Source organism: Octadecabacter sp. SW4 (assembly GCF_008065155.1).
Classification (GTDB): Bacteria; Pseudomonadota; Alphaproteobacteria; order Rhodobacterales; family Rhodobacteraceae; genus SW4.
On the sequence record NZ_CP042819.1, the window covers coordinates 2,972,501 to 2,991,089 of the forward strand.

Consider the following 18,589-nt stretch of genomic DNA (forward strand, 5'->3'; position numbering starts at 1 on the left):
TTTCCCCATGTTTATGGGGGTTTAGAGTTGTTTTTGTTCGCCGACCCTGGGTCAATTCGCAATATTGTTAGCGCCAGACCTACCCTGCCGCCCCAGATTTGGGGTTATCCACCGGCCTATACACAACTGCCATCCGGAATCTCTGGCGACTCTGGGATGAATCGCGCCTGAATCGCAGCGATTCACTGCGCGATTCCCCAAATCAGCCCAAAATGAATCGCTGTGAGTCAGAAAAACGGGCGATTCCCCTCTGCGCCAGCCACCCTGTCAGCACGAATCTCATCTACGTGGCGCGATCAAGGCTATCGCAGCCATAGTAAGAACCACCCAGGCAGCAAGTTGAAACGAGCCCTAGGCGGTAACGCGGCGCTGCGCGAATTTCACCCGCGTTACCAGCAGCCCGATAATCACCGTCAAATAGATCAGCGGTTCAATCTGAAACCCTTTGACAAGCCAGAGATAGTGCACAGCCCCCAGCACGGCGATGGGATAGGTCAATTTGTGCAGCTTGCGCCACGCAGCCCCACCCAGTTTGCGCAGGGACAGATTGTTGGATGTCACCGCCAGCGGAAGCATCATCAGGAACGCGGCCATGCCAACGGTCACATAGGGACGCTTGACCACCTCGGTCCAGACCCGCGACAGGCTTTGGACATCGAGCACCGCAAAGACAAGCAGATGCGCCAGCACCAGAAAAAAGGCACTGACCCCGATCGCGCGGCGAAACTTCAGCAGGTTCAGCCCCGTGAACCGGCGCAGCGGCGTAATCAGCAACCCCGCGACAATCAACTTGAGCGCCGTTGCGCCATATTCACGTTCAAGCTCGTTGATCGGCTCGATCAGATAACGGCCCGACTGATTGAGGGCGAGCCAGAACTGCCACCCCACATAAATCGCAAACACGACATATATCGTCCACGCGGGAACGCGGCGCAGTGCGCCATTTACCTGACCAACAACATCCATCAGTAATTCGCGCGCAGGTCCATGCCAGCATAAAGGCCGGCCACTTCGTCATATCCGTTGAACATCAGGGTATCCTGGCGGGCGGCAAACAGCCCGCCGCCAATCAGCCGTTCGGTGGCTTGCGACCAGCGCGGGTGATCCACCTGCGGGTTCACATTACTATAGAAGCCGTATTCACGCGCATTGATCGCGTTCCATGTCGTGTAGGGCTGTTCATCTGTCAGGGTGATCCGCACGATGGATTTGATCGACTTGAAGCCGTATTTCCACGGCACCACCAACCGGATTGGCGCGCCGTTTTGTTTGGGCATCGGTTCACCGTAGATCCCCGTGGCCATCATCGTCAGCGGATGCATCGCCTCGTCAAGCCGCAGCCCCTCGCGGTAGGGGAAATCCAACACACCGCGGCGCACACCGGGCATATTGTCAGGCTGCACGGCTGTTTCAAAGGCTACATGGGTCGCACCGGCGCGCACACCGACCGCGTTCAGGATATCTGCCAGTTCAAACCCGTTCCACGGAACAACCATCGACCATGCCTCGACACAGCGCAGACGGTAGATGCGTTCTTCCTCGCGTAGCCCCGATGTCAGATCGGCAACCGAATAGGTGCCGGGGTTGTTGACAAGCCCGTCCACCTGAATTGTCCAGTTGGTCAGGTCCAGCGCGCTGGCGTTTTTAGACGGATCGTCCTTGCCGGTGCCAAATTCGTAATAGTTGTTGTAGCTCGTGATCTCTTCCCAGGTATTGGGCTTGAGTGCCGCTTGCGCGTCGGCGGCCCCGGCCACACCCAACGCCCCAAGACCCAAAGCGCCGGCCATGATCTGGCGACGGTTCAGAAACATCTGTTGCGGTGTCACATCTGCCGATGTCAGGTCATTTTTCCAGCGGTGGGCCATCTGCGTCTCCTTTGAGCTACTACTTTATTTAGACGAGCCTGCTCAAAAAGCACCCGAACTGTTTTCACGATGGCGTTGGGAATTGTAACGTTAGTAGTGGATGGAAAGCCACCGAAACACACGCCGCGCCAGCGATGCGGGGCCGACGATGATCAACTGCGGGTTTTCAAACACCGCTGGCGAGCGCCCCTCGATCCGGTGCCCACCCAGCAATGCCACAAAGCAGACCGCAAAGATCGCCAGCGCCACCGCCCAATGCAGCGACGCCAGAACCACGATCCAGACAAAGCCCGCAATGACCGGAACAAAGTCCAGTGCGATCGGCACCGATAGAAGCGCAAAATAGATCAACAGCACCACCAGAAACCCCGTCAGAACCAGCGCGCCAGACACACTATATATAAGAGCCAAAATCGCCCAGATCGCCAGAGGCTCGAATAACCAATGAATCTTGATGTTTGCTGGGTGTTTGTGACTTTCCTCGTAAAGATCGAGGATAGGATCAACCCTGCGCATTACGACACCAGATCGGACATCGGTTTGGACGACCCGTCAGACTGCACGATCCGCACGTGACTGCGCCGCATCTTGCGCGGTTCGGATACGCCAACGGAATGGGCGATGGTTTCGACATCCTTGATAATTCCTTTGGCATAATGTGCCACACGCACCCACTTTTCAGCGACGTCCAGACCGCGCTGGAATCGCGGGTCGTGGGTAGTGATCCCCGTTGGGCAGGTGTTCTTGTTGCATTTAAGCGCCTGAATGCAGCCAAGGCTGAACATGAAGCCGCGCGCCGATGTCACAAAATCGGCCCCCGCACACAATGCCCAAGCCACATCACCGGGATTGACCAGCTTGCCGCTGGCAATGATGCGAATACGGTCCTGCAATCCGGCGGCGTTGCGCAGATCAACAACTTGCGGCAAAGCCTCGCGGATCGACACGCCGACCAGATCAATCAGCGGCATCGGCGAGGCACCCGTGCCACCCTCGCCGCCATCAATGGTGATAAAATCGGGGGCGCTTTCGATCCCCCGCCCCATGATCGTATCAAAAAATTCCCGCATTGTGGTGGCGTCACCAAAAACCGTCTTGATGCCCGTGGGCAGCCCGCTCACATCACGCACATGGGCGATGAAATCCAGCAGGTCGTCCCAGTCATCCACTTCGACGTGGCGATTTGGTGAGATGCTGTCGCGCCCCACTGGAATGCCCCGGATCGCAGCAATTTCGGGCGTTACCTTTGCGCCGGGAAGAATACCACCCTTGCCCGGCTTGGCACCTTGGGCCAGCTTGATCTCGATCATCTTGACCTGATCATGAGCGGCGACAGCGCGCAGCTTGTCATCATCCAACCGCCCGTCAGCATCGCGCACACCGTATTTCGCAGTGCCCATCTGAAAAACGATGTCGCAACCGCCCTCAAGGTGAAAGGGGGACAACCCGCCCTCGCCCGTGCTCATCCAGATACCTGCCGCCTTGCTGCCGCGGCTTAGCGCCTGAACGGCAGGTTTCGAAATCGCGCCAAACGACATGCCCGAGAGGTTGAAGATAGACCCCGCCAGATAAGGTTGGCGCGCCCCCGCCCCGATCAGCATTGGGTCGGTGCTGGCATATTGATCATCCAGTGGTGGAAAGGCGGCATTCACGAAAATCGGCGTGCCGACAATACTCATGTTGCGGGTCGATCCGAATGCGACTGTGTTGCTTTCCCCCTTGGCCGCGCGGTCCACCCAGTCACGCTGTGCGCGGTTAAAGGGAAGTTCCTCGCGATCCATCGCAAAGAAATACTGGCGGAAGAACTCGCCCAGCTCGGAGAACAAATGCCGGAAGCGGCCGATCACCGGATAATTGCGCCGCACCGCATCGGCCCGCTGGGTCCGGTCGATCACGAACAAGACCACCGCCACCAGAATCGCAGATCCGACAACCACGATGAACAACATCGCCAGCGCTTGAATGACGTTAATCGTGAACTCGGAAAACATGCGCCGCCCCTTTGTGACACCCCGGTGTTGGGTCAATCATAGCCAACAGACGGGATTGAACCCAAATCGTCAATGATCCGACCAGGCACAAGAGGCAAGACGGACAGTTGTTACCCGATATGGTCTGGCCCAAGTAAAAAACGGCCCGGTTCACGGCCCGGCCGTTTTGCGTTCTCGTCACAGATATCACACGATCGATCAACCAAATGTGACTGGAAATCCTGCACAGCGCTGGCTTAGCGCGGGTTTCTGTTTCGTCAAATCCCATCGGCAGTTTTCCCCGCTGATCTGACAACGGTCTGCTGCGTAACCCTATTATTGCCACCACGGCAAGAACAACATTTTTGGGAGACAGACTCATGCTTCGTAGAACTTTCATTGCCGCGACTGCGGCAACCGCTCTCGCCACTGCCGCCTTCTCCGAAGGCCACTCGATGGATATCGTCGACACCGCGATCGGGGCCGGATCTTTCAACACGCTGGTTGCCGCTGTTCAGGCTGCTGGCCTTGAGGAAACTTTGCGCGGCGACGGCCCATTTACCGTTTTCGCCCCTACCGACGAAGCCTTTGCCGCCCTGCCCGAAGGCACCGTCGAAGGCTTGTTGGCGGACCCCGAGGCGCTGGCCGCGATCCTGACATATCACGTTGTCGCGGGCAAAGTTATGTCGGGCGACCTGTCCGACAACATGATGGCCACCACCGTGAACGGTGACGACATCATGGTGTCCATGATGGGCGGCGTGATGGTGAATGACGCCAATGTCGTAAGCGCCGACATCGAAGCCAGCAACGGCGTGATCCACGTCATCGACAAGGTGATCATGCCCGGGATGTAAAGCAGCCCGCAAGTTTCAGGGCCTCCGCCGCGTGCCGTGGCGGGGGCCCGTCTCATTCAGGCCGTGACACATCCGGAAACGCGAGCCTATACCATTGCATATCGGTCGGTCGCGCGCACTGCGGTCGCGCCATCCCGCATCACCAGTCGCGCTTCTTTGACGCTCAAGACCGGACGGGCTGTTTCGGAGTGCCGGATAGGCGACGATCGCGCGGCCATCGCCCGCATCAACCCATCCTCATCCCCCAGCCAATCCAGGGATTGTTTGCCAAGGAACAGTGTTTCACACGGCGCACCTTCGGCAAAGACGACCTCGTGCGCCTGCAACAGAATATGAACATATCGGATCAGGGTGCAGGGCGCGAAAGTCACCGTAGCATCATTGACCAACGACACCGCGGGCACCAAGACTTCGGATGAGCCAAAGTAAAGCTCAGCCAGTGGAGAACGCACCAACACACGATGCTGTTGCGACAATCGCAACGGTTGGTCGTTTCCGATTGATCCTTCTGCAAAACACACCGGCGTGTTTGTTCCATGCCCCAGCATATCCTGCCGTCCGACCCAACAGACCGGGCTGATCCCGTGATCAAGCGTTTGCACCGGATCGCCCGCCTCAAGTTCGCCCACCGCGCGTATGCCATTCGGGGTCAGCACACCGGTATCCGCGTCAAAGCAGACAAATTGGTGGGTGTAATTTGGATTCTGGTCGGTAACGTAAAAGCCCGGTTCCATCGACGGGTTGTAGTTGTCGCTATACCACTCCTCAAGATTGAAACCGGGGGTGTAGACGACCTGCGTCAAGTCACCGTTTTCGTCCAAACCTTCAAAAACGATCGCGCCACCACCACCCGGTGCCTCATCGCTGCGCACAACCTCGGCATCTTCGATATAGCCGCCGCCCGCACCCCCCCATGACACATCATAAGTATCGCCCACGCTAAATATCGTCGGGGTTGGGTCACCCGGATTTGTCGTTACAATCAGATCCATTGAGCTGGTAGGCGGATTGTCGAACGTCGATGTTCCGGGCCCCGAATTAACGTTGTCGCCCGTTGCGATGGCAAATTCATGGTCAGGCGGGGTATAGGTATATGGCACGGCAGGCTCCTTGATCAGAAACCTTTTCGCCTGCGCGTCAATAATACCGGCTTAACACGGGCCGGGAACTTCAAGCAGATTTAAGACAAACCATACGCAAAAGGCCCCGCAAGTTTATGCGAGGCCTTTGTTTTTCAGCAGCTAGTGAACCACTGCGTCATCGGGTTTTGGGCGGTTCGACCCTGCCACGCGGTCCCCGACAATCAACCCGTCAGCACCTGCGCTGACCGGCACCGTATCGCCATCAAGCACATCACCGGCAAGGATCATCTCGGCCAGTTGATCCTGCAACGCGCGCTGGATCACCCGCTTGAGCGGACGCGCCCCAAACACCGGATCATAACCTTCGTCAGCGAGCCACTTGCGTGCCCCTTCGTCCAGATCAAGCATGATCTTGCGCCCCGCCAGACGTTTCTCCAAACGTCCAAGCTGAATATCGACGATGCCGTTCATGTCCGCGCGGGCCAGACGATCAAAGATGATCGTTTCATCCAGTCGGTTCAGGAACTCGGGGCGGAAATGGGCGCGCACGGCGTCCATCACATCGCGCTTGGCCTCGGCCATATCGCCACCATCGGGAAGCTGGCTCAGGGCCTGCGCCCCAAGGTTGGATGTCAGCACGATCAGCGTCTGCTTGAAATCGACAGTGCGGCCCTGACCATCGGTCAGCACACCATCATCAAGCACCTGCAACAGCACGTTGAACACATCAGGGTGGGCTTTTTCGACTTCATCAAACAGCACCACCTGATAAGGACGGCGGCGCACGGCTTCGGTCAACACCCCGCCTTCGTCATAGCCAACATACCCGGGAGGCGCACCGATCAAACGCGACACGGCGTGTTTCTCCATGAATTCCGACATGTCGATCCGCACCATTGCGTTGTCGTCGTCAAACAGGAACTCCGCCACGGCCTTGGTCAACTCGGTTTTCCCGACGCCAGTCGGCCCGAGGAACAGGAAACTGCCCAGCGGGCGCCCCTCGTCGTTCAAACCAGCCCGGGCGCGGCGCACGGCATTGGCCACCGCCTTGACGGCGCTGTCCTGACCAATGACGCGTTTGTGCAATCCGTCTTCCATACGCAGCAGTTTTTCGCGTTCGCCTTCCAGCATCTTTGACACGGGCACGCCGGTCCAACGTTCGACCACGCTGGCGATCTGTTCGGGGCGCACGGCTTCTTCGACCATCAAATCAGTCTCGCCGCCTTCCGCCTCACCGATCTGCTTTTCCAGTTTGGGGATGACGCCGTAAGACAATTCGCCCGCCTTTTGCAGATTGCCCTCGCGCTTGGCGATATCCAGCTCGGCCCGGGCACGATCAAGCTGTTCTTTCAAGCCGCGCGCGCCTTCCAGCTTGTCACGTTCGGCCTGCCATTTGACCGTCATCGCATCCGAGCGATCCACAAGATCACCCAACTCCTTCTCAAGCGTTTCAAGACGGTCCTTGCTGGCCGCATCGTCTTCTTTTTTCAGCGCTTCGGCTTCGATCTGAAGCTGCAGGATCTGGCGGTCAAGCGCATCAAGCTCTTCGGGCTTGCTGTCGACTTCCATACGCAAACGGCTCGCCGCCTCGTCCACAAGGTCGATTGCCTTATCGGGCAGGAACCGGTCCGTGATATAGCGGTGCGACAGGGTTGCCGCCGCGACCAGCGCGCTATCGCTGATCCGCACACCGTGGTGCAGTTCATATTTTTCCTTGATGCCACGCAGGATCGACACCGTATCTTCAACGGTGGGTTCTTCGACCACAAGCGGCTGGAAACGGCGCGCAAGGGCCGCGTCCTTTTCCACGTATTTGCGATACTCATCGAGGGTCGTCGCACCGATACAGTGCAATTCACCGCGGGCCAGCGCAGGTTTGATCAGATTGGCGGCATCCATCGCACCATCCGATTTGCCTGCCCCCACAAGGGTGTGCATTTCGTCGATGAACAGGATGATTTCGCCCGCCGCATCTGTGACTTCGTTCAAGACCGCCTTGAGGCGTTCTTCAAATTCGCCTCGGTATTTCGCACCGGCAATCAACGCGCCCATATCCAGCGCCATCAGTTTCTTGTTGCGCAGGGACTCGGGCACGTCGCCGTTGACGATCCGCAGGGCCAACCCTTCGGCGATGGCTGTTTTACCCACGCCGGGTTCACCGATCAGAACGGGGTTATTCTTGGTGCGGCGTGACAAGACCTGCATGGAGCGGCGAATTTCCTCGTCCCGTCCAATGATCGGATCGATCTTGCCTTGTTCGGCGGCTTCGGTCAGGTCGCGCGCATATTTCTTGAGCGCGTCATAGCTGTCCTCGGCGCTTGCGCTGTCAGCTGTGCGGCCCTTGCGGATATCATTGATGGTCGCATTCAGGGATTGGGCATTGACGCCCCCGGCATCCAACGCATCCTTGGCCTTGGATTTGACCATCGCCAGCGCCATCAGGATACGCTCGACAGGAACAAAACTATCGCCAGCCTTGGTGGCAATCTTTTCGGCCTCGTCCAGCACCTTGCCGGTCGCGCTGTCCAGATAGACCTGCCCGGCGTCACCTGTGACCTTGGTCAATTTTCCGACGGCAAGATCAACCTGCTCAAGCACGCGCTTGGCATTCCCACCCGAGCGATCAATCAGGTTGGCCGCAAGCCCCTGTTCGTCGTCAAGCAGCGCCTTGAGGAGGTGTTCGGGCGAAAGCCGCTGATGGCTTTCGCGCATTGCAATCGTTTGGGCCGCCTGCACAAAACCGCGCGACCGTTCGGTGAATTTTTCCAAATTCATTTCGTTCTCCTTATCAAGCGCCCGGATCATTGGGTGCCCGCGATCGCAGCACACCCCTTTATGGGCCTTGCACAAAAGATGGGGTCACAGCGGCGTTACTTCAAGCATCCGCACTGAAATTGACGGCGCACCGCGCGGGCGACTTGACAGGCCACGCCCTGCGCCCCATCACCGCCCGAACATGCCAGCAGGAGAGCCCGATGCCACAGCCCGCCGATGACCGCCTGATTGTCGCCCTTGATGTTCCAAACGCAATCGCCGGACTGGAACTGGCCGAACAGATCGGTGATGCGGTGTCGTTCTACAAGATCGGGTTGGGGATGCTGACGGGGGGCGGGCTGGCCCTTGCCAACGAATTGAAGGACGAGCACGGCAAGCGCATCTTTCTCGACATGAAGCTGTTTGATATCGGCGCCACCGTTGAAGCCGCCGTGCGTGGCCTTGCCCAGTTCAACCACGATTTCCTGACGGTGCATGGCGACCCGCATGTGGTGCGCGCCGCCGCCACGGGCAAAGCAGGGTCGGACATGAAAATTCTGGCCGTTACCATCCTGACATCGCTGGATCGCGCCGATCTGGATGCCTCCTGCATCAAACCCGGCAGTATTACCGATCTGGTGCTGGAACGCGCCGGGCTGGCCCTGACCAACGGGGCCGACGGGGTGATCGCCTCGCCACAAGAAGCGGCCTTGATCCGCGCCCTCCCCGAAGCCGAGGGCAAGTTGATCGTGACCCCTGGCGTGCGCCCCGCCGGTGCCGATCTGGGTGATCAGAAGCGGGTGACGACCCCCGCGCAGGCCATCGCCAACGGCGCGGATCACGTGGTTGTCGGGCGGCCCATCTGGCAAGCCACAAACCCCCGCATCGCTGCGCAATCCATCACCGCCGAATTGCGTTCGCCACAGGCCGCGCGGCCCAACGCCTAAGGTCTTAGCCCTGCTCGTCCGTGTCCTGCGGCTTGGGCTTGGTGAACGGATAGATGAACTGCCGCCAGTATCCGCGCGGGACCGTGTTGCCAACCACACCATAGTTTTCCGGCCATTCCGTTTCGGGCAGGTGATGCGTGCCAAACAGCCAGTCATAGATCGGGAAATGGCTGGCATAGTTGATATCAATCGCCGCTCGGTCACTGCCGTGGTGCCAATGATGAAAGCGCGGCGTGACAAAGAACCGTTCAACAAACCCCAGCTTCCAGCCGATATTGGCGTGGATGAAACTGGAATAGAAATAGACGATCAAAAGATAAGCCTGAATCGCCACCGGATCAAAGCCAAGCGTAAACATCGGCACCGCTGTCAGACTGCGCAGCACGGCAATTTCAATCAGATGCATCCGCGCGCCTGCCAGCCAGTCCATCTTTTTTGTCGAATGATGGATCGCGTGGAACCGCCACAAGACCGGGAACGTGTGAAAGGCGCGGTGCACCCAGTATTGCACGAAATCCGTCGCCGCCATGATAATCGCAACTTGCATCCAGAACGGCAGATTGACGATATGGATGCGGACATCGTCCAGCGGGACTTGTGCATTCACATAGTTGGACGGCGCCAGCGTGATGAACCCCAGAACCTGCACCAACATCGAACTGACAAGGTAGTAAAACATGTCCTCCTGCCATTCTGCGCGAAACACGGTCTGTTCGCCGCGCGCCGGGAAAAACCGTTCCAGCGGGACAAACAGGAAGCCGACAAGCAGGACGTTGATGATGAAGTAGTCCAGACCGAAATAGAAACTTTGCGGCACGTCACTGGCGTGCTGCGGTTGTGTGGTCGCCATTAGGGACGCCACAACCGACACGGCCAAGGCCGTCCATCCCAATGACTTGCGGCTACTGAGGATCAGGCTCAGGAGCGATAGCGCGTAGCCAGCCAGCAGCACGAACCGCAGGGCGGCCGTGACGATGCCACTGTCTTGAATGAACGCGATTTCGGGGTATGAAAATGTCTCGGGAAACCAGCGCAGCAGGACGATCAGAAGGCCAGCGATAGATGCCAGAAGTGCGAGTGACCCCGACAGCCAGCCACTACCAAGCGGGCGTTGGTCACGTGGGGTTTCAAGCTGTTGAATGACCTTGCGCAATACCTTCATCTCAAAGTCCCCGTGCGCGGTCTAATCGTTAATATCGCGATCCCAGATTTTCACCTGCCCGTGGCGGATACCGAAAATCTTGCGCAGGGCGATAAACGACACCAGTGAAAATGCGGCAAACACCAGCAACGCCCAGGGCAGGGTCAACCCGCCCAGACCCAGCAACAGGATCGCTCCGACAAAGGCCGCCCCCGCCGCAAAGCCCAGAAAGATATAACCGGGAATGACAACTTCAAGAATGGCCAGCACAACGGCTGCTGACATCCAGACCCACCAGACTGACCAGAGTTCCATGATTAACGCCCTTTCAACATTTTGAAGGCATCGCCAAACGCCTCAAGTGCATTGGCGGGCACAAGGATCGTGTTGCTGCCATTGCCTTCGCCCAGCTTGTTCAGTGCTTCGACCTGTTTCAGGGCAACCTGATACTGCGCGGCTTCAAGGCCGTTGGCGGCAATTGCTTCGGCCACAACACCTGTCGCATAGGCTTCGGCATCCGCGGCGATCCGGCGGGCCTTGGCGATTTGCTCGGCGGCGTAAAGTTCAGCGTCAGCCGACAGTTCCACGGCGCGCTTTTTACCCTCGGCCTCGGTCACCTGGGCGCGGCGGGCCCGTTCGGCGTTCAGCTGCTGCAACATCGCAGCACGGGTGGCGGCATCAAGGTTCACGTCCAGAATTTCAGCGCGGGTCACTTCGATCCCCCAGTCATCCACCTGCGCGGCAAGCTGATCCTGAATGGCCAGGATCAGGCCCGTGCGGTTGGCCTGCACCTGATCCAGTTCCATCTTGCCGATCTCTGAGCGCACGATACCGGCCACAGTCGTGGAAATCGCCCCGTCGACGTCGCGAATACGATAAACGGTCTTTTCAGGCTCAATGATGCGGTAAAACACCGATGTTTCCACCTGCACCAGCACGTTGTCGCTTGTGATCGCGTCCTGGCTCATCACCGGAAGTTGGCGCTCAAGCACAGAGATCTTATGGGCCACGCGGTCCAGAAACGGCACGATAAAGTTGATACCGGGCCCAAGCACGGACCGCAGACGCCCGAACCGTTCCACAACGAACTTTTCCGACTGCGGGACGATGCGCACACCGACCAGAATACAAACGATAATAAATGCAGCGAGCAATAGCAGCAGAATATTCCCGCCCACAAATTGCGTAATGATTTGTTCAAAATCCATGATGCGTTCCCTATTCAGCTTTGCTTTCAAATAGGGCGTGCGGGTATGAAATAGAAGCCGGAAACGCACTGTTTACAGCCAATCCGTGCGGTGTGTTGCCCGCAAGACTCGCGTGTATATCAATTGCAGTGGTGTCTGGTCAGGCGTAAACAGGGCTATGCCTGCACTATGTCGCGATTGTCTGGCCACGTTTGACGCTGGTGCCCGCTGCCCGACTTGCCGCAGCCCCCGCATCACTGCGCACCCGGAATTGTTTGACCTGACCATCGCGCATATGGATTGCGATGCGTTTTACGCCAGCGTCGAAAAGCGTGATCACCCCGAGCTCGAGGGCAGGCCCGTGATCATCGGTGGCGGGCGGCGCGGCGTTGTCAGCACCGCCTGCTATGTGGCGCGGATTAAAGGCGTGAAATCCGCGATGCCGATGTTTCAAGCGCTGAAACTTTGCCCCGAAGCGGTGGTCGTGCGGGGCCGGATGGAGCGCTACGTCGAAGTTTCCCGCCAAGTGCGCGCCCTCATGGACGAGCTAACGCCCATCGTCGAACCGCTATCGCTGGACGAAGCGTTCATGGATCTGTCCGGCACGCAACGTTTGCACGGCGCGCCGCCTGCGGTGATGCTGGCACAGCTGACCAAACGGATGCGCGATGAAATCGGGATCACGGGGTCCATCGGTCTGTCTCACAACAAATTTCTGGCCAAGGTCGCCAGCGATCTGGACAAACCGCGCGGCTTTTCGGTGATCGGTGCGGCTGAAACCACTGAATTCCTGCGCCACAAGCCCGTTCGGCTGATCTGGGGGATCGGCCCTGCCGCCCAAGCCTCGCTTGATACGGCCGGTATCCGCACATTCAACGACCTGCTGCGCTGGGACCGGCGCGATCTGTCAGACCGCTTTGGCGGGATGGGCGAACGGCTTTGGCACCTTGCGCGGGGGCAAGATGCGCGCCGCGTCAGCAGCCACACGCCGGTCAAGGGGCTGTCGAATGAAACCACGTTTTTCGACGATACCAGCGATCCCGACATCCTTGATGGCCACATCTGGCGGCTTTCGGAAAAAGTCAGTGGACGGGCCAAGGCGCAAGACAAGGCGGGCCGCGTTGTAACGCTGAAACTGAAGCGGTCCAACCACACCAGCCTGACCCGCCGCCTGAGCCTGCATCAGCCCACCCAACTGGCCGACACAATCTACCGCACCGCGCGCGGGCTGTTTGATCAGGTGGGAGATAAGGGGCCATACCGCTTGCTGGGTGTCGGGATCAGCGATCTGGTGGCAGCCACAGACGCCGACCGCGAAGGTGACCTGCTTGACCCCGAAGCTGGCAAACGCGCCAAAGCCGAAGAAGCCGCCGACACGATCCGCAGGAAATTCGGCAAAGATGCGATCCTGAAAGGGCGGGCGCTGCGGTAACGCGGGTCGAGACCCGCCTTACTCTGCCGCCACCCGCAGATCACCCGCTTCGCCAATCGCGGCGAGTTCGGCAACAACTCCATCCAGCGCTGTCTTGAAGGCTGCAAAGTTGCCATTCGGGCGCACGGACTGTTCATCCATATACAGTGCCCGGTCGATTTCGACCTGCACCGCGTGCTGGCGCCGCGAAGGGCGACCGTAGTGTTGCGTGATATAGGCACCAGCAAAGGGCATGTTGCGTGCGACTTTAAAGCCCGCGCTGGCAAAGGCGGCTTCGACCCTTTCAACCACTGATCCGGCGGCGGCGGCACCAAACCGGTCACCCAGAACCACATCGGGGCGCGCACTGCCCGCAGGGCTGACGCTTTCAATGGCTTCATGGGGCATGGAATGACAGTCAATCAGGATCGCTTCTCCGAACGCGCCGTGGGCCTGATCAAGCAGGGTCTGCAACTGATCGTGATAGGGACGCCAATGATCGGTGATCCGCATATGCGCTTCGGCGAGGCTGATCTTGCCGCGCATGATCGCCCGCCCGTTTGACACGACCCGCGGGATCACGCCCAAACCGCTGGCAATCCGCGGATTATGGGCCGCGCGGCGAATACCGTCGATCAGGGCCGGGTCAAATTCTTCGGGGGCGCGGTTCAGATCGACATAGGCGCGCGGTGCACCCGCCAATAGCAGTGGCGCGCCGTGGCGGGGCGCCGCATCAAACAACTGATCGACAAACGCATCCTCTGACGAGCGAATCTGCTGCGCATCAAGGACAGCACGGCGCAAAAACGCGGTCGGGTAGTCACGCCCGGAATGGGGCGAAGCAAAAACCACGCTGGTAGTGCGCTGCACGGGCGACACGAGACTGAATGACGGTTCTGACATCAACGCTCCTTTGTCACAAACGATAGCGCATAAGAATAGGTTTCCAAAAGCCCTTGATCACCTGTCCGACTCCTTTTATAGACCGCACACCTGACGCGGTTTGCCCGCGTCCTGTTTCGTTATGGACTGGGCAAATTGTTAAGGGATCATGGGCGCTTAGCTCAGCGGTAGAGCACTTCGTTGACATCGAAGGGGTCACAAGTTCGAACCTTGTAGTGCCCACCATGAATTTTAACGGCCCCTTAGACCGGGTCAAAATGTAACCAAGGCGCCCCGACCGCGCCGCGAAAGAGGAGACGACCAATGAAGGTTCGCAACTCACTCCGCTCGCTCAAGCAGCGTCATCGCGATTGCCGCGTCGTGCGCCGTAAGGGCCGCGTCTATGTAATCAACAAGACGCAGCGCCGCTTTAAGGCCCGTCAGGGCTAAGCGGACACCGCTTGACACAGATCAGGGCCGCATCCGGAGACGGGGGCGGCCTTTTTCTTTGGCAGGACCGGCACAAATCAGATGTGCTCGTCCCGATAAGGCAGATCATCCAACGACACGTTCATGAAGTCTGGTTCCGGCGTTTGCAAAAATTGCACGACCTGAACCGTCCTGCGGTTTTCCAGCACGGCTTTCACGGCGCGGTGCATGCCATCCATCAACCGTCCTTCACTGCACAAAATCAGCGGATGCGCCAAATCACAGGCCTGCACCAGCGCCATATGTGCAGCGATTGCTTTTGGGGTCGGGATCATCGTCTGGTCCTTGAACCACCAGTTCTCATACAATTCGGCAATATCCGACAACGGGATCGTATGCGGCGCGATCCCGCGGGCAAGCCGCACAAGACGGTGGATATCCCAGATCAGCGTGTCGCTGCCAACCTGCCTGCAATGATACTGTGTTCTCATGATGCCGATTATGGGCGCAAGCTATGGTCGCGTAAATGCGCCGACTGGACAACCATGTGCGGGTTTTCCAGACTTTGCAGTCTTGGTGCTAGCCAGCCTGACTCTGTGGCATTAACCTATGCGCGATAGCCCAACCAAAGGACAAATTTCATGCCCAGACATATTTTCAAATTCGCCGCAGGCTTGATATTCGCGGCCGCGCTGCCCGCCGCCGCACAGGAAAACCTCTGTGGTGGAACCGGCGACAACGGTCAGTGGATCGGCGGGGATGCCATAAACTCTGACATCACAACCGCCCCCGACTATATGGAACAAATGGCGCTTGTGCTGCTACGCAACGAATATGTGTCACTGTTCACCGTCAGCGCAGGCACCGAAGTCCGGATCGAGGCCGCAGGCCGTGGCAACGGCGATACGATCATTGATGTGCGCAACGAAACCGGCGAAATTATCCTGTCGGATGACGATTCCGGCGGCATGGGGGCGTCGCGCGGCGAATTGTTCCTTGATCCGGGTACTTACTGCGTATCGATGAGCAGCTATGATGGTTCGCCCCTCACTGGGTTTGTGCGTGTCGGACGCATGGAACATGAAGCCCTGACACAGGGGTTCGACAGCGAACCGATGATGGGTGGCGAAGCCTGCACCGCCGATACCCCCGCGATGGACCTGAGTGGCGATGTGGTTGCCCAAGATATCACGGCAATCAACACGATCGACGGCACGCCATTTTACCGCTTTACCCTTGCCGTGGACGCGCCCATCACGCTGACGGCGGAAAACCCCGATGCCGATCCGGTGCTGACCCTTTATGACAATGACGGCAACCTTTTGGCTGAAAACGATGATTTCGACGGGCTGAATTCGCGCATTGATATGCAAACCGCCCTGCCCGCAGGCACCTATTGCGTTGGCCTGCGCGCCTTGTCGGACGCATTTCAACCGGTCACACTGACGATCAAGGGTTATGACGCCGCAGAGGTTCTGAACACCCTTTACGCCCGCGGCGAGGCGAGCCCGCCCCTTGATGGCAGCTATCCTGTGACCAGCCTTGGCGTAATCGCCAGCCGCATCCGTCAGGACGCCCAGGTCACCGGCGAAACATCCTGGTTCGCGGTCGAGGTCGAAGAAGCGGGCCTGCTTTTGATCGAGGCAATTGCCCAAGGTAACGGCGACCCCGTGCTGGTGCTGTTCGACGATCTGGGCCGTGAAATCGCCTATAACGACGATTTCGGAAGCGGCCTTGATAGCCAGGTCACAGCCCGCGTGCAGCGCGGCACCTATATGATCGGCGTGCGCCAACTTGACGAAACTGTCCAGGGGTTCATCCGTATCCTTGCGGAACGCTTCGTCCCCGCGCAGTAAAGCCGTGGTTCGGAAAATAGCCCCGTCTCCAGTTTTGGGGGCGGGTTTTTTCTATGCCAGACTTTTGCGCATTACCGTCCAGTGCGCACCGGTTTGATTGGGCACGGTCCGCAAGTCTTGCCAGTTTCGCCGCAAAAGTAGTCCGCGCGCGCTTTGGGTTGTGGTGTGAACCTGTCCGAATCCCTGATCCCGCGCGATTCCCTCGATTGCGGCACCAAGTGCGGACGCCAAACCGCCCCCACGCATATCGGGGGCAACGCATAGCCCGATCAACCACGGGACTTCATCGTCCAACTTACCAAACGAATTTGCGGAAAGGGTTGCGGTACCAGTTATCCGCGTGCCGTGCAAAGCAACTACCGCAATTGGCAGCCCGGAGTGCCGTATGCGCCGCACAAGATCACTAACTGCGTCACCGGCCCCAACCGCGCCATAGTGTTGCGGCCAAGTGTGCGCCAAAAGGCGGGCTGTATCAGCGGCAAATTCGGGAACATCCGCAAGCAGACGGATGTCAGGTGTCACTGCCGCTCGATCCGGATACCAAAGCTATCGGCAAGCAGTTGCACCGCTGTCGCCCGATCAAGATACCCCGTGACACCTAGCCCCGCGTTCTCCTGATAGGCACGCAGCGCCGTGCGGGTATCCGCGTCAAATTCGCCATCTACAACGCCGGGGTTCAGGCCCATTTCGCGCAATCGCAATTCGACAAGCTGGGCGCGAATTTGCGGCAGGCCCAACGCTTCTTCCTGCGCACGGGCAGCATCAATGGCTGCCGTGTCCTCAGCAGGTTCGGTCAGTTCGGCAATGCGCGCTTCGGCCTCTGCCTTGAACGCCCCCTCGGGATAGGCAGCAAGGTAGGCTTGAAAGCCCGCAAGTGTTTCGGTTGCAAGGGCGCGATCCCACGCCGCACGGTCAAGGGCAGTTGCCGCGGCTTCACGCTCGCCTACTATGGCGGCCAAACGCTGACGGGCAAGGGCAGCAAACTGCCCCTCGGGGTAGCGCCCCAGATAGGCGCGGTAGCCCGGTTCATCGCCGCGCCCGCCCGTTTCATCCCAAAACGCACGATCAAGGCGCGCCTGCGCAAGACGCTCGCGCTCTGCCTCGGCGGCCAATTCAGCGGCGCGGCGTTCGGCCTGCGCGTCCAGTCGGCTGATCTGTTCCGTGGTCAGATATGAGGTCTGCGGATAGCCGTTTTCTTGCTGCCAGTTGCGAATTGCGCCGCGTGAAATGGGGCCGAAAATCCCATCGACGCCGCGCGTATTGAAATCAAGCGCGGTCAGATCGCGCTGGATTTCGCGGCGGGCATCGCGGGACAGATGTAACTCTTCCTCGATCAAACGATCCGCCCGGTTGGGTTCGGCAAGGATTTCAGCGATCGTGGTTTCTGCTGCTTCGATGTAATTTCCGTCGGGGAAACGGCGCAGATATGCGCGGTAGGCATCGACCGTATCAAGGGCGGTTGTCTCTTCCCACAAGGCATCCTCGACGCTGGTATCAACCACGGGCGTGCCAAGCGGATCAGCAGGTTCGACCGTGACTTCGGATGGCATGAACGGCCATGTCGCTGGCAGGTATCCCGCAGCGCGCACCCGCGGGTTCGCCGCGATCAACACTGCCAGATCAGCCTCGGGGGCGGACAGCTCTTCGGCCAGGAATGCCGCGGCGTCGGCCGGTGCTGCACGCAAAACCGTCACGCCCTGGGGAATGTCCAGCACCCCGATCGCGGCGCGTAGATACGCATCACCGGTTTCGGTGCCGTCATCTGCCTCGGCCCCGATCATCAAGACAGCGCGCCCCTGCGCACTTGCCAGAATGCGCAGCACGCTTTCGACCGAGACCGCCTTGTCGCCCAGCGACAAAAGCGTTGGCGTTTCCGCATCAGCGGTCAACAACCATGTGCGGGAGCCATCGGTCACAAAACGGCCCGACATCACCACCACGAGCCGCTCTGCGTCCTCGGCCTCGGCCACAAAATCGTTTAGCGCCGCAAGCGTGGTATCGGCCCGCCCGTTCGCAAGCGAAGTCACGTCAAACCCAAGCGTCTCAAGCCCTTGGGCCGCCACGACAACATCGTCAGCCCGCGACAGACGGCCCAGCCGTTCATAGCGCTCCACGCCCAGAACAAGGGCCGCGTCCTCGGCCATCGCCCCAAGGGGCAGCGCGGCCAGAATCGTCGTAATCAAAAGATGGCGCATAGCTCGTCCTTTC

At 59.0% G+C, this 18,589-nt stretch carries 18 protein-coding genes and 1 tRNA gene; 6 read left to right on the forward strand and 13 right to left on the reverse strand.

All coding sequences use genetic code 11. The features are described from left to right. Positions 1-351 precede the first annotated feature (351 nt). From msrQ to FTO60_RS14780, 4 genes are all read right to left on the reverse strand, one after another. Positions 352-966 carry a protein-methionine-sulfoxide reductase heme-binding subunit MsrQ gene (msrQ, locus tag FTO60_RS14765; protein ID WP_148056661.1) on the reverse strand — a complete coding sequence of 205 codons (615 nt, stop codon included), beginning with the start codon at positions 964-966 and terminating at the stop codon, positions 352-354. Further along, positions 966-1,865 carry a protein-methionine-sulfoxide reductase catalytic subunit MsrP gene (gene msrP / locus FTO60_RS14770; protein WP_148056662.1) on the reverse strand — a complete coding sequence of 300 codons (900 nt, stop codon included), beginning with the start codon at positions 1,863-1,865 and terminating at the stop codon, positions 966-968. The genes msrQ and msrP overlap by 1 nt, the downstream gene beginning before the upstream one ends. A 90-nt stretch (positions 1,866-1,955) precedes the next feature. Beyond that, positions 1,956-2,381, reverse strand: coding sequence for an Mpo1-like protein (locus FTO60_RS14775; protein ID WP_148056663.1), 426 nt, complete (start codon positions 2,379-2,381; stop codon positions 1,956-1,958). Next, on the reverse strand, positions 2,381-3,856 hold the full coding sequence (locus FTO60_RS14780; protein WP_148056664.1) for an FMN-binding glutamate synthase family protein: 1,476 nt from the start codon (positions 3,854-3,856) through the stop codon (positions 2,381-2,383). Before FTO60_RS14780 ends, FTO60_RS14775 begins: the two co-directional genes overlap by 1 nt. Before the next feature lie 359 nt (positions 3,857-4,215). On the opposite strand from FTO60_RS14780, the gene FTO60_RS14785 reads away from it, so the two are divergent. Then, complete coding sequence (locus tag FTO60_RS14785; protein ID WP_148056665.1) at positions 4,216-4,692, forward strand: fasciclin domain-containing protein; 477 nt, start codon at positions 4,216-4,218, stop codon at positions 4,690-4,692. Between the two features lie 86 nt (positions 4,693-4,778). On the opposite strand, the gene FTO60_RS14790 is transcribed toward FTO60_RS14785, so the two are convergent. Both FTO60_RS14790 and clpB read right to left on the reverse strand, forming a co-directional pair. Further along, positions 4,779-5,792 (reverse strand): Hint domain-containing protein, encoded by a 1,014-nt coding sequence (locus FTO60_RS14790; protein WP_148056666.1) that lies wholly within the window; start codon positions 5,790-5,792, stop codon positions 4,779-4,781. 141 nt (positions 5,793-5,933) lie between these two features. Further along, complete coding sequence (gene clpB / locus FTO60_RS14795) at positions 5,934-8,549, reverse strand: ATP-dependent chaperone ClpB (protein ID WP_148056667.1); 2,616 nt, start codon at positions 8,547-8,549, stop codon at positions 5,934-5,936. 200 nt (positions 8,550-8,749) lie between these two features. Here clpB and pyrF point away from each other — a divergent pair, with 200 nt between their 5' ends. After that, on the forward strand, positions 8,750-9,475 hold the full coding sequence (gene pyrF, locus FTO60_RS14800; RefSeq protein ID WP_148056668.1) for an orotidine-5'-phosphate decarboxylase: 726 nt from the start codon (positions 8,750-8,752) through the stop codon (positions 9,473-9,475). A gap of 4 nt (positions 9,476-9,479) precedes the next feature. On the opposite strand, the gene FTO60_RS14805 is transcribed toward pyrF, so the two are convergent. The 3 genes from FTO60_RS14805 to FTO60_RS14815 are packed head-to-tail and all read right to left on the reverse strand — an operon-like array spanning position 9,480 to position 11,824. Beyond that, the gene (locus tag FTO60_RS14805; protein WP_148056669.1) at positions 9,480-10,637 is read right to left on the reverse strand and encodes a sterol desaturase family protein; all 1,158 of its coding nucleotides are present in this window, start codon (positions 10,635-10,637) and stop codon (positions 9,480-9,482) included. Positions 10,638-10,658: 21 nt separating this feature from the next. Then, positions 10,659-10,931: an NfeD family protein gene (locus tag FTO60_RS14810; RefSeq protein ID WP_148056670.1), complete on the reverse strand. Its 273-nt coding sequence runs from the start codon at positions 10,929-10,931 to the stop codon at positions 10,659-10,661. A 2-nt stretch (positions 10,932-10,933) separates the two neighbouring features. Continuing rightward, the gene (locus FTO60_RS14815; RefSeq protein ID WP_148056671.1) at positions 10,934-11,824 is read right to left on the reverse strand and encodes an SPFH domain-containing protein; all 891 of its coding nucleotides are present in this window, start codon (positions 11,822-11,824) and stop codon (positions 10,934-10,936) included. A 157-nt stretch (positions 11,825-11,981) separates the two neighbouring features. Here FTO60_RS14815 and FTO60_RS14820 point away from each other — a divergent pair, with 157 nt between their 5' ends. After that, the gene (locus FTO60_RS14820) at positions 11,982-13,235 is read left to right on the forward strand and encodes a DNA polymerase IV (protein WP_148056672.1); all 1,254 of its coding nucleotides are present in this window, start codon (positions 11,982-11,984) and stop codon (positions 13,233-13,235) included. 18 nt (positions 13,236-13,253) lie between these two features. Here the strand turns inward: FTO60_RS14820 and FTO60_RS14825 are convergent, their stop codons facing one another. After that, positions 13,254-14,117 carry an N-formylglutamate amidohydrolase gene (locus tag FTO60_RS14825; protein ID WP_148056673.1) on the reverse strand — a complete coding sequence of 288 codons (864 nt, stop codon included), beginning with the start codon at positions 14,115-14,117 and terminating at the stop codon, positions 13,254-13,256. A gap of 150 nt (positions 14,118-14,267) precedes the next feature. Here FTO60_RS14825 and FTO60_RS14830 point away from each other — a divergent pair. Further along, positions 14,268-14,342: transfer RNA gene (locus tag FTO60_RS14830), tRNA-Val, on the forward strand. A 78-nt stretch (positions 14,343-14,420) separates the two neighbouring features. Continuing rightward, positions 14,421-14,546: a type B 50S ribosomal protein L36 gene (gene ykgO / locus FTO60_RS14835; RefSeq protein ID WP_010141322.1), complete on the forward strand. Its 126-nt coding sequence runs from the start codon at positions 14,421-14,423 to the stop codon at positions 14,544-14,546. A gap of 77 nt (positions 14,547-14,623) precedes the next feature. Here ykgO and FTO60_RS14840 read toward each other — a convergent pair whose 3' ends face one another. Beyond that, entirely contained in the window at positions 14,624-15,016 is a 393-nt protein-coding gene (locus FTO60_RS14840) for a hypothetical protein (RefSeq protein WP_148056674.1), read from the reverse strand. Positions 15,017-15,166: 150 nt separating this feature from the next. On the opposite strand from FTO60_RS14840, the gene FTO60_RS14845 reads away from it, so the two are divergent. Then, complete coding sequence (locus FTO60_RS14845; RefSeq protein WP_148056675.1) at positions 15,167-16,381, forward strand: pre-peptidase C-terminal domain-containing protein; 1,215 nt, start codon at positions 15,167-15,169, stop codon at positions 16,379-16,381. Between the two features lie 51 nt (positions 16,382-16,432). Here the strand turns inward: FTO60_RS14845 and FTO60_RS18055 are convergent, their stop codons facing one another. Together FTO60_RS18055 and FTO60_RS14855 are read right to left on the reverse strand one after the other, a co-directional pair. Beyond that, positions 16,433-16,903, reverse strand: coding sequence for a GNAT family N-acetyltransferase (locus FTO60_RS18055; protein WP_148056676.1), 471 nt, complete (start codon positions 16,901-16,903; stop codon positions 16,433-16,435). After that, on the reverse strand, positions 16,900-18,576 hold the full coding sequence (locus tag FTO60_RS14855; RefSeq protein ID WP_148056677.1) for a peptidoglycan-binding protein: 1,677 nt from the start codon (positions 18,574-18,576) through the stop codon (positions 16,900-16,902). The genes FTO60_RS18055 and FTO60_RS14855 overlap by 4 nt, the downstream gene beginning before the upstream one ends. Positions 18,577-18,589 lie beyond the last annotated feature (13 nt).

What these genes read in the sequence shown, in the direction of transcription:
- msrQ (WP_148056661.1), bottom strand. Translation starts at nt 966, where the DNA reads ATGGATGTTGTTGGTCAGGTAAATGGCGCACTGCGCCGCGTTCCCGCG.
- msrP (WP_148056662.1), bottom strand. Translation starts at nt 1,865, where the DNA reads ATGGCCCACCGCTGGAAAAATGACCTGACATCGGCAGATGTGACACCG.
- FTO60_RS14775 (WP_148056663.1), bottom strand. Translation starts at nt 2,381, where the DNA reads ATGCGCAGGGTTGATCCTATCCTCGATCTTTACGAGGAAAGTCACAAA.
- FTO60_RS14780 (WP_148056664.1), bottom strand. Translation starts at nt 3,856, where the DNA reads ATGTTTTCCGAGTTCACGATTAACGTCATTCAAGCGCTGGCGATGTTG.
- FTO60_RS14785 (WP_148056665.1), top strand. Translation starts at nt 4,216, where the DNA reads ATGCTTCGTAGAACTTTCATTGCCGCGACTGCGGCAACCGCTCTCGCC.
- clpB (WP_148056667.1), bottom strand. Translation starts at nt 8,549, where the DNA reads ATGAATTTGGAAAAATTCACCGAACGGTCGCGCGGTTTTGTGCAGGCG.
- pyrF (WP_148056668.1), top strand. Translation starts at nt 8,750, where the DNA reads ATGCCACAGCCCGCCGATGACCGCCTGATTGTCGCCCTTGATGTTCCA.
- FTO60_RS14805 (WP_148056669.1), bottom strand. Translation starts at nt 10,637, where the DNA reads ATGAAGGTATTGCGCAAGGTCATTCAACAGCTTGAAACCCCACGTGAC.
- FTO60_RS14810 (WP_148056670.1), bottom strand. Translation starts at nt 10,931, where the DNA reads ATGGAACTCTGGTCAGTCTGGTGGGTCTGGATGTCAGCAGCCGTTGTG.
- FTO60_RS14815 (WP_148056671.1), bottom strand. Translation starts at nt 11,824, where the DNA reads ATGGATTTTGAACAAATCATTACGCAATTTGTGGGCGGGAATATTCTG.
- FTO60_RS14820 (WP_148056672.1), top strand. Translation starts at nt 11,982, where the DNA reads ATGCCTGCACTATGTCGCGATTGTCTGGCCACGTTTGACGCTGGTGCC.
- FTO60_RS14825 (WP_148056673.1), bottom strand. Translation starts at nt 14,117, where the DNA reads ATGTCAGAACCGTCATTCAGTCTCGTGTCGCCCGTGCAGCGCACTACC.
- ykgO (WP_010141322.1), top strand. Translation starts at nt 14,421, where the DNA reads ATGAAGGTTCGCAACTCACTCCGCTCGCTCAAGCAGCGTCATCGCGAT.
- FTO60_RS14840 (WP_148056674.1), bottom strand. Translation starts at nt 15,016, where the DNA reads ATGAGAACACAGTATCATTGCAGGCAGGTTGGCAGCGACACGCTGATC.
- FTO60_RS14845 (WP_148056675.1), top strand. Translation starts at nt 15,167, where the DNA reads ATGCCCAGACATATTTTCAAATTCGCCGCAGGCTTGATATTCGCGGCC.
- FTO60_RS14855 (WP_148056677.1), bottom strand. Translation starts at nt 18,576, where the DNA reads ATGCGCCATCTTTTGATTACGACGATTCTGGCCGCGCTGCCCCTTGGG.